Origin of the sequence: Massilibacteroides vaginae, assembly GCF_900178525.1 — a bacterium.
GTDB lineage: Bacteria > Bacteroidota > Bacteroidia > Bacteroidales > Tannerellaceae > Massilibacteroides > Massilibacteroides vaginae.
On the sequence record NZ_FXDJ01000009.1, the window covers coordinates 1,475,654 to 1,491,545 of the forward strand.

Consider the following 15,892-nt stretch of genomic DNA (forward strand, 5'->3'; position numbering starts at 1 on the left):
GTTTCCCGTTTTTTTGCCGCTTTGCTTTTAGGTGGACTGATTATGTTGGCCGGGAGTTGTGCTTCTCCGGAAAAGGTGTTGTATCTGCAGGATGTAGCGCAATATAAGCAACAAGATATAGCTGAAATTTATGAAGTGCATATCCATAAAGATGATTTGTTGTCCATCATGGTCAACAGTAAAGATCCGGAACTGGCGCTTCCGTTTAATATGCCCATGGTAACGTATCAGTTAGGAACGAATATGGGAGCGGCTGGTCAGCAGCGTGTGTTGGGTTACTTGGTAGACAGTGAAGGAAAAATAGACTTTCCTATTTTGGGAAAGATAAAGGTGGACGGACTGAGCCGCTTGCAGCTGACGGAGCTGATCCGGAAGAAACTGATCGATGAAGATCTGATTAAAGACCCGATTGTAACGGTGCAGATGCTGAACTTCAAAATTTCGGTTATGGGAGAAGTGGCACGCCCGGGTAGTTTTTCGATAACGAGTGACCGGGTTACCTTATTGGAAGCGTTAAGTATGGCCGGCGACCTCACCATTTATGGAAAGCGTGACCGCGTGGCTGTGATCCGTGAAGTGGATGGAAAGCGCACCATCTTGTATCACGACCTGAGATCTGCCGATGTGTTTCGTTCGCCCTGCTATTATCTCCAACAAAACGATATTGTTTATGTAGAGCCGAACAGAGCGAAAATAGGGCAAAGCGAGATTAACCAGAACAACTCGGTTGGCGTATGGCTGTCTGCCTTATCCGTGCTGACTTCTATTGTAAGTATCATTATAGTATCCAGAAAATAATCCTTTTTTAATTGTGGAGCAAAACAATAATTTTAAGTCTTCGGCAGAAGAGCAGGAGATAGACTTAAACGATCTGTTGAATGTGTTGGTGGTGAACTGGAAATGGTTTGCTTTATCTGTTCTTGTATGTGTGGGGCTCGCGTTTTTGTATATCCGTGCAACCCCCAAAGAGTATAGCCGTTCGGCAACGGTGCTGATTAAAGACAACTCGAAAGGAGGTGCGCCAATGGGCGAGGCGGCAATGTTTCAGGACTTCAGCATGTTTAACATTAAGAGTAGTGTAGATAACGAAATGCTGGTGTTTCAATCTAAACGCTTGATGCACGACGTAGTGGTCCGTTTGAAATTAGACAAGAGTTATAAGATACGCGAAGGTTTAAAGAAAGTAGAACTTTACACCCAATCTCCCGTAGCGATACAATTTGCCGATGCCGATCATCCCAATGAGTTAGGACTGAGTATAACCCCTTTGACGGAAACCGAAGTTCTTTTATCCGAATTTACGGAAGAAGGCGATGACATGATCGTAGCATTGCGGGATACGGTGGAAACGCCTGTGGGACGATTAACAGTCGTTCCTACCTTATATTATGGAGAAGGCTATATAGACCGGAAAATAGAAGTGAGCAAAGCGGAGGTAGCCGAACTGGCACTGACCTATCAAAAGAGATTGCAGGTGGCCTTAGCCAATAAGCTGTCCACAATCATAAACCTGAGTATTGTAGATGAATCCATTCCGCGTGCGGAAGACTTGCTGAATACGCTGATTGCCATTTACAACGAAGACGCCATTAACGATAAGAACCAGATTGCGGTAAACACGTCGGAGTTTATCAATGAACGCTTGATCATTATTGAAAAAGAACTGGGTTCGGTGGATTCGGATATCGAAGCCTTTAAACGTGAGAACCAGTTGACCGACATCCATTCCGAAACAGGCATGTACCTGCAGGAAAGCAGTTCTTACAGTAAAGAAGCACTCAGCTTAGAGAATCAGATCACCCTCGCGCGGTTTATCCGGGAATACCTGATGGACCCGTCGAAGAACGCTGACCTTATTCCTTCGAATACAGGAGTTTCTGATGTAAATGTGGAGAGCCAGATCAGTGAATACAATGAATTATTGCTCAGGCGAAATAAACTGATCAGCAATAGTAGTGATCGGAACCCGGTGGTGATGGATCTGAACAATTCCCTAAATGCGATGAAGCAAACGATCATCCGTGCGGTAGACAACCTGATTGTAGGGTTGAACATTCAGATTCGCAATACGAAGGAACGGGAAGTTCAGACAGTGAAACGTATTACAGCCGTGCCTTCACAACAAAAATATGTGCTTTCGGTAGAACGCCAGCAAAAGATCAAAGAAGAATTGTACCTCTACCTGTTGAATAAACGCGAAGAGAACGCCTTGACACAGGCCATTACGGAAAGCAATGCCCGTATTATCGACCCGGCAACGGGAAGTGATAAGCCGGTGGCTCCCCGATCGATGATCATCTTATTAGCCGGATTAATGATCGGCTGTTTGATACCGGCGATGATCCTTTGGCTGAAAGAAACACTCAACCAATCGATCCGCAACCGCAAGGATGTGCAAGACGTAGTGACTATGCCTTTCTTAGGAGAAATACCTTTGCGCGATAAGAAAACGAATGGCGAAATTTTAGTACACAAAAATGGGCGTGACGCCGTATCCGAAGCATTCCGTATTGTGCGTACGAATATGGAATTTATGCGGGTAAAGAAAAAAGACATGAAGGTGCTGACCGTTACATCTGCATTCCCGGGATCAGGAAAGACATTTGTGGCTATCAACTTAGGAATGAGTCTTGCCCTAACGGGTAAAAAGGTTATCCTGGTGGATTTGGATATTCGTAAAGGAACGATGAGCGAGCGTGTGCATCAATCGGCAAAAGGGGTTACTTCTTATCTGTCCGAACAAGTAAATAAGGTGGAGGATATTATAGCACCAAGTGGATTAGATGAGAATCTGGATATGATCTCTGTTGGTCCGGTTCCACCTAATCCGGCGGAGTTACTACTCAGTGAACGTTTGGATTCTATGATCGCGTACCTACGTGAACATTATGATTATGTGATATTAGATAATGTGCCTTCCCTACAGGTGGCGGATTCATTTATTATTAATCGTGTGGTGGATATGACGATTTATCTGGTTCGCGTAGGGAAGTATCCTCGGCGTATGCTGCCCGATCTGGAGCAGATGTACAGAAATGAACGATTTAATAACATGGCTGTTTTGTTAAACGGCGTTGATTATAAGAAAGGTGGTTACGGCTACGGTTATGGCTATGGTTACGGTTATGGCTATGGCAATGACGAAAAGAAAAAATGAAAAAGAAGAATGCATTCTTTGATCGTTTTTCACCGAAGAAATCATTTGTAGAGGCCGGCTTTTTGAACGGCTTAACAGACATCCACTCCCACTATTTACCGGGGGTGGATGATGGTTTTCAGACGGTTGAAGAAACGGTTCAGGCGCTGAGCACGATGGTAGAGCATGGTGTGAAGCGTATTTATTTCACCCCGCATATTATGGCGGACATACCCAAAAACCGTCCCGGATTTTTACAGGAACGGTTTGCCGGTTTTCAAAAAGAGGCCCCTGCGGGAATTGAGCTGCGGCTGGCTGCTGAATATATGTTGGATGTTGGTTTTTATGCTCAGCAGGAAGAAGGCTTGCTTACCTTGGGAGGCAGGCATGTATTGATTGAAATGTCTTATCTGTCGCCTTCTCCCGAGCTTATCAATGTTATTTATGACCTGCAGCTAAAAGAATACGTGCCCTTGCTCGCGCATCCGGAACGTTATCTGTTTATGGATAAAGCGCAATACAGCGAGCTTAAAGCGAAGGGGTGTAAATATCAACTGAATCTGATGTCTCTTTCCGGACAATACGGCCGTCGGGCGCAAGATGTGGCCTGGTTCTTACTGCAGAATGGGATGTATGATTTCGTAGGATCCGATATCCATCGGCTGAATGTATTTATGCACCATGTGAATCGTATTAAACTAACCTTAAAAGAACAAAATTTGCTGCAAGACCTTATCCGACAAAATGATTTGTTGTGGTGATAAAGAGAAATTATTTTTATCTTTGTGGGCATTTAGTAAATGTAACACTAAAATAAAAGCTTAAAAGTATGGAAATTGTAAAAGTAACAGGTAGAGAAGTGTTGGATTCACGTGGTAACCCAACGGTAGAAGTCGATGTGACTTTGGCATCAGGAGTTATCGGACGTGCAGCTGTACCATCCGGAGCCTCAACTGGAGAAAATGAAGCTATTGAATTACGTGACGGAGATAAAGGACGTTATTTAGGTAAAGGTGTACAAAAAGCCGTTGCTAACATTAACGACGTGATTGCTCCTGCATTGATCGGTGTGAGTGCGTTGGAACAACGCGCGATCGACCACAAAATGATTGCCCTTGACGGAACAAAAACAAAATCAAAATTAGGCGCGAACGCTATTTTAGGTGTTTCTTTAGCTGTGGCAAAAGCTGCTGCTGCTTATTTAGATCAACCTCTATACAGATATATCGGTGGAACAAATACATTCGTATTGCCGGTTCCTATGATGAATATTATCAATGGTGGTTCTCACTCGGATGCTCCTATCGCGTTCCAGGAATTTATGATCCGTCCGGTTGGCGCACCTTCATTCCGCGAAGGTTTGAGAATGGGTGCTGAAGTGTTCCATTCATTGAAGAAAGTACTTCACGACAGAAACCTGAGCACTGCAGTAGGTGACGAAGGTGGTTTCGCTCCAACATTGAACGGAACAGAAGACGCTTTGGAATCTATCCTGAAAGCTGTTGAACTGGCCGGTTACAAACCAGGTAAAGACGTTACTATCGCATTAGACTGTGCTGCTTCAGAATTTTACAAAGACGGTGTTTACGACTATTCTAAATTTGAAGGCGCAACAGGCGTAAAACGTTCTTCTGCCGAACAAGCTGAATTCCTTGCTGAATTAGTAAGCAAATACCCAATTGATTCAATCGAAGACGGTATGGACGAAGGCGACTGGGATGGCTGGAAAGTGCTTACGGATAAGATTGGCAGCAAATGTCAGTTGGTAGGTGACGACTTGTTTGTTACTAACGTAGAATACCTGAAAAAAGGAATTGAATTGGGTTGTGGAAACTCAATCCTGATCAAGGTAAATCAAATCGGTACATTGAGTGAAACACTTGACGCGATCGAAATGGCACACCGTCATGGCTTTACTTCAGTAACTTCTCACCGTTCAGGTGAAACTGAAGATGCTACAATCGCTGATATCGCTGTAGCTACAAACTCAGGACAGATTAAGACCGGTTCTTTGAGCCGTTCTGACCGTATGGCTAAATACAACCAATTGCTTCGTATCGAAGAAGAATTGGGCGACCTGGCCGTTTATGGTTATAAAAGAGTAAAATAAAACATCTTTTAGAAGATGAAAGGCAGCTGCGTCGGAAGGTGCAGCTGCTTTACTTTTATTTTAACTGTACGCGGTGTTTTTTTTGTGAAATGTTTTGGATATTCGGATAGATCGTCTATCTTTGCACTCGCAATCGGAAATCCGGTGCGCCGGTTCGCAATAGAGCGGACTTTTTAAAACATGATGGCCCATTCGTCTATCGGTTAGGACGCAAGATTTTCATTCTTGAAAGAGGGGTTCGACTCCCCTATGGGCTACAATAAAATAAAATTAAAGAATTTAAAAAGAGGATAGCTGAAAAATGGCAAATCATCAATCATCAATCAAAAGAATCAGACAGACCAATACTCGTCGTCTACACAATAGATATTATGCGAAGACTGCGAGAAACGCGGTGAAAGTTTTGCGTGCGACTGAAGATAAAGAAGCTGCAAGAGCATTGTATCCAAAAGTGTCTGCTATGTTGGATAAGCTGGCTAAGAAAAATATTATTCACAAGAATAAGGCCGGTAACCTGAAATCAAAATTAGCGAAGCACGTAAATCGTCTTGCGTAAGTAAAGGATTAAGGTACTGAGTGTAGCCGGACCCAATTAAGCCCGGCTTTTTAATGCAAATTTGGCCCATTCGTCTATCGGTTAGGACGCAAGATTTTCATTCTTGAAAGAGGGGTTCGACTCCCCTATGGGCTACAGTGTTTGGGTTAGACTTGATAAGTTTAGCCCTTTTTTTATTTGTGCTTTTTTTGGCTAATTTGCCTGTGTGTTTCTCGAAACGCGATACCGGCAAAGTCAATTTTTTTTACTATATTTGTTAGGATTTTTAAGAATAAGGTAATTACAGGTTTAAAATCAGATAAACTCATGAGCGAAGAATTGAAGAATATGTCCGGAGACTATTCGGCGGATAGTATTCAGGTGCTTGAAGGATTAGAAGCGGTTCGCAAGAGACCTGCCATGTATATTGGCGATATAAGTGAAAAAGGACTTCATCATTTAGTGTATGAGGTTGTAGATAACTCTATAGACGAAGCGCTGGCCGGTTTTTGTTCAAATATCCACGTGACGATCACCGAGGATAATTCTATCATTGTATCGGATGACGGACGTGGTATTCCGGTGGATATCCATGAGAAAGAAGGACGGTCTGCCTTGGAAGTGGTTCTGACGGTGCTTCATGCCGGCGGAAAATTTGACAAAGGCAGTTATAAGGTATCCGGCGGTCTGCACGGGGTGGGTGTGTCTTGTGTGAACGCGCTCTCTTCTTATCTGAAAGCTGAGGTACATCGCGGAGGTAAGATTCACATGCAGGAGTTCTCCTGTGGAAAGCCGCTTCATGATGTTGAGGTTGTCGGAGATACGGATAAAACCGGAACGACTGTCAGCTTTACACCGGATAATACCATATTTGCTGTTTTAGAATATAAATACGATATATTAGCCGCTCGTTTACGCGAACTGGCTTTCTTGAATGCCGGGATTACCCTGCACCTGACTGATAAGCGCGTTAAGAAAGACGACGGTAATTTTAAAACGGAACTGTTCCGTTCTGAAGAAGGGCTGAAAGAGTTTGTTCGTTATATAGACAGAGCCAAGGAAAAACTAATTCCTGATGTGATTCACATCGTAACCGAAAAGCAGAATATCCCGGTGGAGGTAGCTTTGACTTACAATACATCTTATAACGAGAGTGTATTCTCTTATGTTAATGATATCAACACAATTGAAGGGGGAACGCATTTGGCCGGTTTCCGTCGTGGATTGACCCGTACGTTGAAGAAATACGCGGAAGATTCTAAATTGCTTGAAAAGGCGAAAGTGGAAATTCAGGGAGATGACTTCCGTGAAGGTCTTACCGCTGTGATCTCCATCAAAGTGGCTGAACCTCAATTTGAGGGACAAACAAAAACAAAATTAGGGAACTCGGAAGTGACCGGAGCGGTTGATCAGGCGATTGGCGAAGCTTTGGGTTACTACCTGGAAGAGCATCCTAAAGAAGCGAAAATCATCGTTGATAAGGTTATACTGGCTGCTCAGGCAAGACAGGCCGCTCGTAAAGCCCGTGAACTGGTGCAGCGCAAATCTCCGCTTACGGGAGGTGGGTTGCCCGGAAAACTGGCAGACTGTTCTTCCAGAGATGCTGCGATTTGTGAACTGTTCTTAGTCGAAGGGGATTCGGCCGGTGGTACAGCGAAACAAGGTCGCGACCGTAATTTTCAGGCCATCCTGCCTTTGCGTGGTAAGATTCTGAATGTGGAGAAAGCGATGGATCATAAGATTTTCGAAAGTGAGGAAATCCAGAATATTTTCCGGGCGATGGGCGTAACCATTGGAACGGAAGAGGATCCGAAGGAATTGAATTTGAGTAAACTGCGTTATCATAAGGTAATAATCATGACCGATGCCGACGTGGACGGAAGCCATATCGCGACGTTGATTCTTACGTTCTTCTTCCGCCGTATGCGTGCATTGATTGAAAATGGTTATGTGTACTTGGCTACTCCGCCGTTATATCTTTGTAAAAAGGGTAAAGCGGAAGAGTATTGCTGGACAGAACAGCAACGACAGATGTTTATTGACCGTGTTGCCGGAGGAAATGAATCGCAGATACATACGCAACGTTATAAAGGTCTTGGGGAAATGAACGATCATCAGTTGTGGGATACGACTATGAATCCGGAAAACCGGACACTCAAGCAAATTACAATCGATAACGCGGCAGAGGCAGACCAGATATTTTCCATGTTGATGGGTGAAGAAGTAGGTCCTCGTCGTGAATTCATTGAAGAAAACGCAACCTATGCGAAGATAGACGCTTAAGAATAACAAATATAAATCTGATGAACACGAAAGTCCGTCATCCGAATTTAAAAGACCTGATTCAGGAGGTTGATCATTTTATACCACAGACAAATAGTCCGGGATCTCCTAAAATTGGTTTGTCTGCAAATCGGAAAGACGGTCTTTCTTGTATCGCGGAAACCTATATCCACTCCGTTCTGAAAGCGGGAGGAACTCCTGTTCTGATTCCGGTAATGACAGATATCGACGCGCTATCTGCAATTGTATCAAGTCTGGATGGCTTGTTGTTTAGTGGCGGCGGCGACTTTAATCCGCTCTTTGTCGGAGAGGAACCGATTCCACAATTGGGGGAAGGTGATCAGATCAGGGATGAATACGACCTGATGTTAGTAAGGTTGGCTGTTAATCGCCAGATTCCAATACTTGGTATCTGTCGGGGGCACCAGCTAATAAATATCGCTTTCGGCGGAACGATTTATCAAGATATTTATGTTCAGCATGACCGGGCGTTGTATCAGCACAGTCAGCAGACACCACGCGAGTTTGCTTCTCACACTGTTCGTATAGCGGACGGAAACCATTTTCTTAAAGAGATATTCAAAGAGAAGGATAGCTTGTATGTAAATTCTTTTCATCATCAGGCCGTTAAAGACGTAGCTCCTGAATTTGTTTCTGTAGCGGAAGCAGGCGATGGAATAAATGAAGGTATAGCTCACGTTGAAAAACAAATATACGGTGTGCAATGGCATCCGGAAGCCATGGCGGCAGCAGATAATAAAGACATGCTTCGACTGTTTTATTATTTTGTGGACAAAGCGCGTGGATTTGCAATGGCAAAAGACATTCACCGACAAATTGTCACCATAGATTCGCATACGGATACCCCCATGATATTCCCGGGCTCTTTTGATCTGGGAAAGAAGGAGGGAGGAAAAGTAAATCTTCCGTTCATGGAAGAAGGAATGATTGACGCGACGTTTATGGTGGCTTATATCCCTCAGGGTAAACGTGACGATGCTTCCTTAAAACAGGCGACTGCTTATGCGATAGAGCGCCTGAATGAAGTAAAAAGACAAGAACGTATAAATTCTTCCCGAATGGGAATTGCCTATACTCCTGCAGATATATACCGATTAAAAGGTGAAGGAAAAAGAGCGATTTGTCTGGGTGTGGAAAATGGATACGCGATAGGAAAGGAACTGAACAACCTGCAGTTGTTTAAAGATATGGGGGTTTCTTATATCACGCTATGTCACAATGGAGCAAATGATATCTGTGACTCTGCCCGTGGTGACGCGGAATGGAATGGTTTAAGTCCGTTTGGTAAACAAGTGGTGGCTGAAATGAATCGTTTGGGAATAATGATTGATCTGTCTCATGCGGCTGAACGTACTTTCTATGATGTGTTGGAACAAAGTAAAGTTCCTGTCATTGCGTCACATTCTTCTGTAAGAACGCTTTGTGATCATCCACGAAATCTGACAGACGAACAGATTAAAGCGATTGCCGGTAAGCACGGTGTAGTACAGGTCTGTCTGTATGCCGGCTTTATAAACAAAGAGGAAGATAAGGCTTCTTTGACAGACGCCATTAACCATATTGATTACATAGCGAATCTGGTTGGCATAGATTTTGTCGGTATTGGCTCAGATTTTGATGGTGATGGCGAACTGATTGGATGTCGGTCATCAAATGAACTGATAAATATAACTGTTCGTCTTATGCAAAAAGGGTATGACGAGATAGATATACAAAAAATATGGGGTGGAAACTTGCTGCGGGTTATGACCGAAGCACAAGCATATACCCGGAATAATTCATGAAGATTATGTCGAAAATAGGATTATTACTTATTGCTTTCTTGTTTACGTCATGCGGACAAAGACAGAATGTTGAGAATAGTTCAACTGCAATGAAGGAAGAACAATCCGTGACAAACAATACGCCTGACTTTAACGCTGACAGTGCGTATCAGTATGTAGCAAATCAAGTTAGTTTTGGACCGCGTGTGCCAAATACAAAAGCACATAAAGATTGTGCGCTCTATCTGGAATCCGAATTGAAACGTTTCGGAGCCAATGTGTTCATTCAGGAGGCTTTGCTGGAAGCCTATAACGGCGAAATGCTGGAGTCTAAGAATATAATAGGTGCATACAACCCGGAGGCTACTAAAAGGGTACTTCTGTTCGCGCATTGGGACAGCAGACCTTTTGCCGACAGTGATCCGGATAAAGCAAATCATTATACCCCGATAGACGGTGCTGACGATGGAGCCAGTGGTATAGGTGTGTTATTGGAAATAGCACGCCAGCTACAACAAAAAAGTCCGGCGATAGGGATAGATCTCATTTTCTTTGACGCGGAAGACTATGGTACGCACACCGGCGAAGTGGAACGGAAGGACCATACTTGGTGTTTAGGATCACAGTTTTGGGCGAAAAACCCCCACGTTCCTAACTATAAAGCAGAATATGGTATTTTGTTGGATATGGTTGGACATAAAGATGCGCAGTTTTATAAAGAACTAACCTCGCTCAAATATGCTGCACCGGTTGTGGAAAAGATATGGCAAACAGCCAAGGATTTAGGTTATGGAAGATTCTTTATTAATGCCAGAGGAGGCGGAGTGGTAGATGATCACGAATATGTGATAGCCGGAAGGAATATTCCTTGTGTCGATATCATAAATTATGATCCGAACCGAAATGGATTTGGTGATTACTGGCATACAATGGATGATACAATTGATAATATCAGTACAGCTACCCTAAAAGCTGTTGGGCAGACTGTGCTTGAAATTATATATAATTAAAGCACTGAGAATGACAATTAACGAACTACAAGATAACATTATCGAAGAGTTTTCCGTATTTGATGACTGGATGGATAAATATGCCTTACTCATTGATCTTGGGAATTCTCTTCCGGAATTAGACGAAAAATTTAAAACAGAAAATAACCTGATCGAAGGATGTCAAAGCCGTGTGTGGTTACATGCTGATTACGCAAACGGCATCATTACGTTTCAGGGAGAAAGCGATGCAGTGATTGTGAAGGGAATCGTGTCTTTATTGATTGGCATCTATTCCGGACATACTCCGAAAGAAATTCTTGATTCGGAGCTATATTTCATTGAAAAGATAGGTTTAAAAGAGCATCTTTCGCCGACGAGATCAAATGGATTAGTCGCAATGGTAAAGCAAATGCGCATGTATGCACTTGCTTTTCAGGCAAAAGGGTGATTGATCAGAAGTCAAAGCTCAACTGTTCGGGCAATAAAGTAAAGGTTTTTCTATGATAGGAGGTAATACCAATGTTGCGGATAGCTTCCCGATGAGCCTTTGTAGGATAGCCCTTGTTTTCTTTCCAGTGATAACCGGGATGCTTGGTGTCTAATTCCATCATATAATCGTCGCGGTATGTTTTTGCTAAGACAGATGCGGCGGCAATGCTCAGGTATTTACCATCGCCTTTTATAATGGTGCTATGTGCAATTTCAGGATATGGAGTAAAACGATTTCCATCTATCAGAAGGTGTTCAGGGCGGATAGATAGTTGATCTATTGCTCTATGCATGGCAAGGAAGGAGGCTCTAAGGATGTTGATCTTATCGATTTCTTCAGGACTGACAATACCTATTGCCCAACTTAGTGCTTCTCTCTCTATAATAGGGCGAAGCTCATATCGTTTTTTTTCGCTTAACTGTTTGCTGTCATTTAGCAATTCATTACTGAAATCCGGAGGTAGAATAACGGCTGCCGCAAAGACTGCTCCGGCTAAACATCCTCTTCCGGCTTCATCACATCCGGCTTCAATTACTCCTTTTGAAAGATAAGGTAATAACATAAATACTATTGCTTCTTTAAGATTCTGGGGCGTAGTAGAAAATAAGCGATCAAAGTAGCGATAATAACACCGCAAGTGTTTGCCAGGAAATCCAGCCATTCACCTCCGCGATAGGAAGTGAGGTATTCCTGTCCTATTTCAATTCCCCCACTTAAGAGGATCGGACAAAAAACAGCTCCGATCCAGGCATGAATCAGTTTGGGTGAATCATTGAATCTGTGATTGCGAAGGAATTCGAGCCACAACATACCTGATAAGCCCCCATACATGCAGAAATGGACAATTTTATCGAAATAGGCAATCGGCGGTATGTTGATTGACGGGGGCTTGAAGAACGACAAATAAATTACCGTTACGATAATAAATAATGAAAAAGGATATTTTTTGAGATAATAGAACATTGATACACGTTTAAAACATTTTACGAACTCTCTCTATACCTTCTATTAACGTGTCAATTTCCTTTTTCGTATTGTATAGAGCGAAAGAAGCTCTTACAGTTCCCTCTATTCCTAACTCGCGCATAAGCGGTTCAGCACAGTGATGTCCGGTTCTGACAGCAATACCGAGCCGATCTAATAACATACCCATATCGTAATGATGGATATTCCCGACAAGAAACGAAATAACGCAACTTTTATGCTTAGCTTCTCCGAAAATGCGCATGCCTTCAATGGCTTTTAGCCTTTCCGTAGCGTAACGAAGTAATTCATCTTCATAAGCTGAAATGTTATCAATGCCTATGTTTGTAACATAATTAAGTGCTTCGGCAAGGGCGGTACTTCCGATGTAATCCGGGGTTCCGGCTTCAAACTTGAAGGGTAATTCGTTGAAAACTGTTTTTTCGAAAGAGACAGAAGCGATCATTTCGCCACCACCCTGATACGGAGGTAGCTTTTCCAGCCATTCTTCCTTTCCATAGAGAATACCTATGCCGGTGGGCGCATATATTTTATGTCCGGAGAAAACGTAAAAATCCACATCTAAAGCCTGTACATCCACTTTTATATGAGGAACGGCTTGCGCGCCATCCAATAAAACCGGTACACCGCGCTTGTGAGCCTCTTCGATAATTTCTGTTACAGGATTTACGGTGCCCAGAACATTAGATACATGAGTGACGGAAACTAATTTCGTTTTCTCGCTGAATAAGCTCTTGTAGCTATCCATGCATAATTCGCCCTTTTCAGTGATTGGTATCACTTTTAAGGAAATCCCCTTTCGAGCAGCTTGTATCTGCCAGGGCACAATGTTGGAATGATGCTCCATCGCGGATACGATTACCTCATCACCCGCTTCCATGAACTCTTCCGAAAACGAGGATGCGATCAGATTGATAGCCTCTGTTGTTCCTCGTGTAAAGATGATTTCATTGGATGATTTTGCATTTAAAAACGATTGTGCCGTTTTTCTTGCTTCTTCGTGTGCTTCCGTTGCTTTTTGGCTGAGGTAATGAACACCACGATGAATATTAGCGTTCAACGTATAGTAGCCTTGCTCAATCTTTTCAACAACTCTTTTTGGCTTCTGAGTTGTAGCACCATTGTCCAAATAAACTAAGGGCTTGCCGTATATTGTCTCTTCAAGAATGGGAAAATCCTTACGGATAGTATCTATATCAAACATCGTATCTTTCTTTTTTATATAACAAAAACAAAGATACGATGTTTAAGGCATTTTTCTTTACAGTGACGGTGGAATCGATTCAGGACTTGTTGCCCATAATTTGTTCGGGGTGTCTCCCATGATAAACGAAAGCACTCCGCCCTTCATGATGTCTTCATGAAGAATGTAGCTTTTATTGTAATCTTTGCCATTTAAACGGGCGGATTGGATATAGATATTCTTATCCGAGGCGCCTTTAGCTTCAATTGTAAATGTTTTTCCGTTTTCCAGTGTAATTGTACTTTCTGCAAACGTGGGACTGCCAATCACGTAAAGAGGCATTCCCGGGCAAACGGGATAAAAGCCCATCATTGTAAACACTAACCAAGCAGACATTTGTCCGGCATCTTCATTACCGCAGTGTCCGTCCGGTGTTGTGAAATACTCGGTGTTGATAATGTTATGCACCCATTGCTGTGTTTTCCAAGGTTCGCCGGCGTAAGCATACAGGTAGGAAATGTGGTGTCCCGGTTCATTACCGTGCCAATAATATTTTCCCTCAAAAAATGTATCTAACCTGTTGATAAAATGATCTTTGCCGCCCATTTGCTTAATCAGACCCGCCACGTCTTGTGGAACATACCAAGTGTAATGGTAAGGCGTTCCTTCACAAATGTAGGAGACAAACTTATTCGGATCAAAATCTTCTATCCAGCTACCATTTGCGTTTCGTCCCCGTGCATATCCTGTTTCAGGATCAATCACATTGCGATAGTTTTGCGCACGTTTAACAAGCACTTGATAATCCTCTTGTTTCCCAAGTTTCTTGGCTACCTGCGCAAGCACATAATCATCGTAGGCGTATTCCAGTGTGCGGGAAACCTGTTCGCGTTTATGAAAAGCATCCAACACCTCGTCTTCCAGTGGAATGTAGTTATACTTGAGGTACGACTCTAATGCTCTACGACCTTTGCCATCACGATAGCTGGCGGAGTCGGTGTTTACTTCAAACGCATTCTTGCGCATAGCCTTGTATGCCTTTTCGTAATCGAAACCGGGAATGTCTTTCATAATAGCATCTCCCAACATAGCGATGCAGTGATCGCCAATCATTGCCGCGGTGTAGCTATTCCACGATGGGAAGATCGGTAGCCAACCCCCTTGTTCCGCTTTTATAATTAAAGAGTTTGCCATATCACCATTTCGTTTCGGATCAAGAATCGTAAAAAGAGGATGCACGGCTCTGTACGTATCCCATTGGGAAAAGTCGCAATAGTAAGTAGAGCCGTTTGTATTCAGAATTTCCTTGCCCGTGTCAAATCGCGGATAAGAGCCATCTACATCACTAAACGTACGAGGTAAAAAATGTGTGCTGTAGAGGGCCGTGTAGAATTTAACTTTTTGCTCTTCTGTTCCCCCTTTTACCATTACTCGGCCTAATGTTTCGCTCCAAATTTGAGAAGATTCTTGTCTGATATATTCAAAAGACTTGCTTCCAATTTCAGCTTCAAGATTTTTCCTTGCGTTTTCTATACTTGTAAAAGAGGTTCCAATTTTCACCTCCGCGCTTTTAACACCGGAAGGAAGTTTTACCCAAGCCCCCGTGCTTAACTCATTTTGCCATACGTCCGAATCAAGAAACTCATCATCAAGTTGAATAATGAAATGTCCGCTGAAACCCGTCTCCATTCCCCAGCCCTGATAAATACGGTGAACAGGATTATACCCCGTGATTTCTTTTTTCTTAACATCTATTGAAATATAACCTTGACCTTCATCGCTGTTAGGTTCAATAATAATGTAGCGATCTCCCTCTCCGTCAAACGTAAAGCGCATAACTGAAGAGCGTGAAAGCCCGGCAAGTTCAGCGTTGATCTTATAATCCTCCAGGAAAACGCTGTAATAGGAGGGGGAGGAGATTTCCCTATCATGACTGAATCGAGAGGACCGTTCTTTTGTGTCGGTAATTAGTTTTCCACTTAGAGGCATGATCGTTACACTCCCATAATCTTGCGTACACGATCCATTCATCCAATGACTTGCCCTGAATCCCTGAATCCGATCTTGAAAATAATAGTATGGAGGATGACATTTCTGTTCAGTTTCCTGAGTCTGTGCAACCCAGTTAGTCATACCATGTGGTACACCTACCGCCGGCATAATCTGTCCCCGTTCTTCCGTAGAATTATGATCTTTCCCCTCAACTACGCGAATATCCGTACCAATAAGCGGATTCACATAGATTTCAGGATTATACCTCTGTTTACTACAGGAAAGAAAAACCGTGATTAGTAATGCTAATATGAGATTGTGCTTTTTCATAAGTATACTGATAACCCTATTGTGTCTGAATTGTATGCATACATTTCTAACAAAATGTAAATATAGAGGAATG

The 15,892-nt window shown here is 43.0% G+C and carries 13 protein-coding genes and 2 tRNA genes; 11 read left to right on the top strand and 4 right to left on the bottom strand.

The window, feature by feature from the left end; all coding sequences use genetic code 11:
- The first annotated feature begins 42 nt into the window (after nucleotides 1–42).
- The 11 genes from B9Y81_RS14620 to B9Y81_RS14670 all read left to right on the top strand — a co-directional run bounded on the left by B9Y81_RS14620 (nucleotide 43) and on the right by B9Y81_RS14670 (nucleotide 11,288).
- A complete protein-coding gene (locus B9Y81_RS14620) occupies nucleotides 43–798 on the top strand; it encodes a polysaccharide biosynthesis/export family protein (RefSeq protein ID WP_245832472.1) in 756 nt (251 codons plus the stop codon).
- A 10-nt stretch (nucleotides 799–808) separates the two neighbouring features.
- Entirely contained in the window at nucleotides 809–3,157 is a 2,349-nt protein-coding gene (locus B9Y81_RS14625; RefSeq protein WP_085537638.1) for a GumC family protein, read from the top strand.
- Nucleotides 3,154–3,897: a tyrosine-protein phosphatase gene (locus tag B9Y81_RS14630; protein ID WP_085537639.1), complete on the top strand. Its 744-nt coding sequence runs from the start codon at nucleotides 3,154–3,156 to the stop codon at nucleotides 3,895–3,897. Before B9Y81_RS14625 ends, B9Y81_RS14630 begins: the two co-directional genes overlap by 4 nt.
- Nucleotides 3,898–3,965: 68 nt before the next feature.
- On the top strand, nucleotides 3,966–5,246 hold the full coding sequence (gene eno / locus B9Y81_RS14635) for a phosphopyruvate hydratase (RefSeq protein WP_085537640.1): 1,281 nt from the start codon (nucleotides 3,966–3,968) through the stop codon (nucleotides 5,244–5,246).
- 185 nt (nucleotides 5,247–5,431) lie between these two features.
- Nucleotides 5,432–5,503: transfer RNA gene (locus B9Y81_RS14640), tRNA-Glu, on the top strand.
- A 44-nt stretch (nucleotides 5,504–5,547) separates the two neighbouring features.
- Nucleotides 5,548–5,802: a 30S ribosomal protein S20 gene (gene rpsT, locus B9Y81_RS14645; RefSeq protein ID WP_085537641.1), complete on the top strand. Its 255-nt coding sequence runs from the start codon at nucleotides 5,548–5,550 to the stop codon at nucleotides 5,800–5,802.
- Between the two features lie 63 nt (nucleotides 5,803–5,865).
- Nucleotides 5,866–5,937, top strand: a tRNA-Glu gene (locus B9Y81_RS14650).
- 171 nt (nucleotides 5,938–6,108) lie between these two features.
- On the top strand, nucleotides 6,109–8,064 hold the full coding sequence (gene gyrB / locus B9Y81_RS14655) for a DNA topoisomerase (ATP-hydrolyzing) subunit B (RefSeq protein ID WP_085537642.1): 1,956 nt from the start codon (nucleotides 6,109–6,111) through the stop codon (nucleotides 8,062–8,064).
- 20 nt (nucleotides 8,065–8,084) lie between these two features.
- Complete coding sequence (locus B9Y81_RS14660) at nucleotides 8,085–9,869, top strand: gamma-glutamyl-gamma-aminobutyrate hydrolase family protein (protein WP_085537643.1); 1,785 nt, start codon at nucleotides 8,085–8,087, stop codon at nucleotides 9,867–9,869.
- Between the two features lie 5 nt (nucleotides 9,870–9,874).
- Entirely contained in the window at nucleotides 9,875–10,858 is a 984-nt protein-coding gene (locus B9Y81_RS14665) for a M28 family peptidase (protein WP_085537803.1), read from the top strand.
- Between the two features lie 10 nt (nucleotides 10,859–10,868).
- Entirely contained in the window at nucleotides 10,869–11,288 is a 420-nt protein-coding gene (locus tag B9Y81_RS14670) for a SufE family protein (RefSeq protein ID WP_085537644.1), read from the top strand.
- Between the two features lie 4 nt (nucleotides 11,289–11,292).
- Here the strand turns inward: B9Y81_RS14670 and B9Y81_RS14675 are convergent, their stop codons facing one another.
- From B9Y81_RS14675 to B9Y81_RS14690, 4 genes are read right to left on the bottom strand one after another with little or no spacing between them, the layout of a single operon-like run.
- Nucleotides 11,293–11,892 (bottom strand): ribonuclease HII, encoded by a 600-nt coding sequence (locus tag B9Y81_RS14675; RefSeq protein WP_085537645.1) that lies wholly within the window; start codon nucleotides 11,890–11,892, stop codon nucleotides 11,293–11,295.
- A gap of 5 nt (nucleotides 11,893–11,897) precedes the next feature.
- A complete protein-coding gene (locus B9Y81_RS14680) occupies nucleotides 11,898–12,293 on the bottom strand; it encodes a VanZ family protein (protein WP_085537646.1) in 396 nt (131 codons plus the stop codon).
- Between the two features lie 10 nt (nucleotides 12,294–12,303).
- Entirely contained in the window at nucleotides 12,304–13,518 is a 1,215-nt protein-coding gene (locus B9Y81_RS14685; protein ID WP_085537647.1) for an aminotransferase class V-fold PLP-dependent enzyme, read from the bottom strand.
- 57 nt (nucleotides 13,519–13,575) lie between these two features.
- A complete protein-coding gene (locus B9Y81_RS14690; protein WP_085537648.1) occupies nucleotides 13,576–15,819 on the bottom strand; it encodes a GH92 family glycosyl hydrolase in 2,244 nt (747 codons plus the stop codon).
- Nucleotides 15,820–15,892 lie beyond the last annotated feature (73 nt).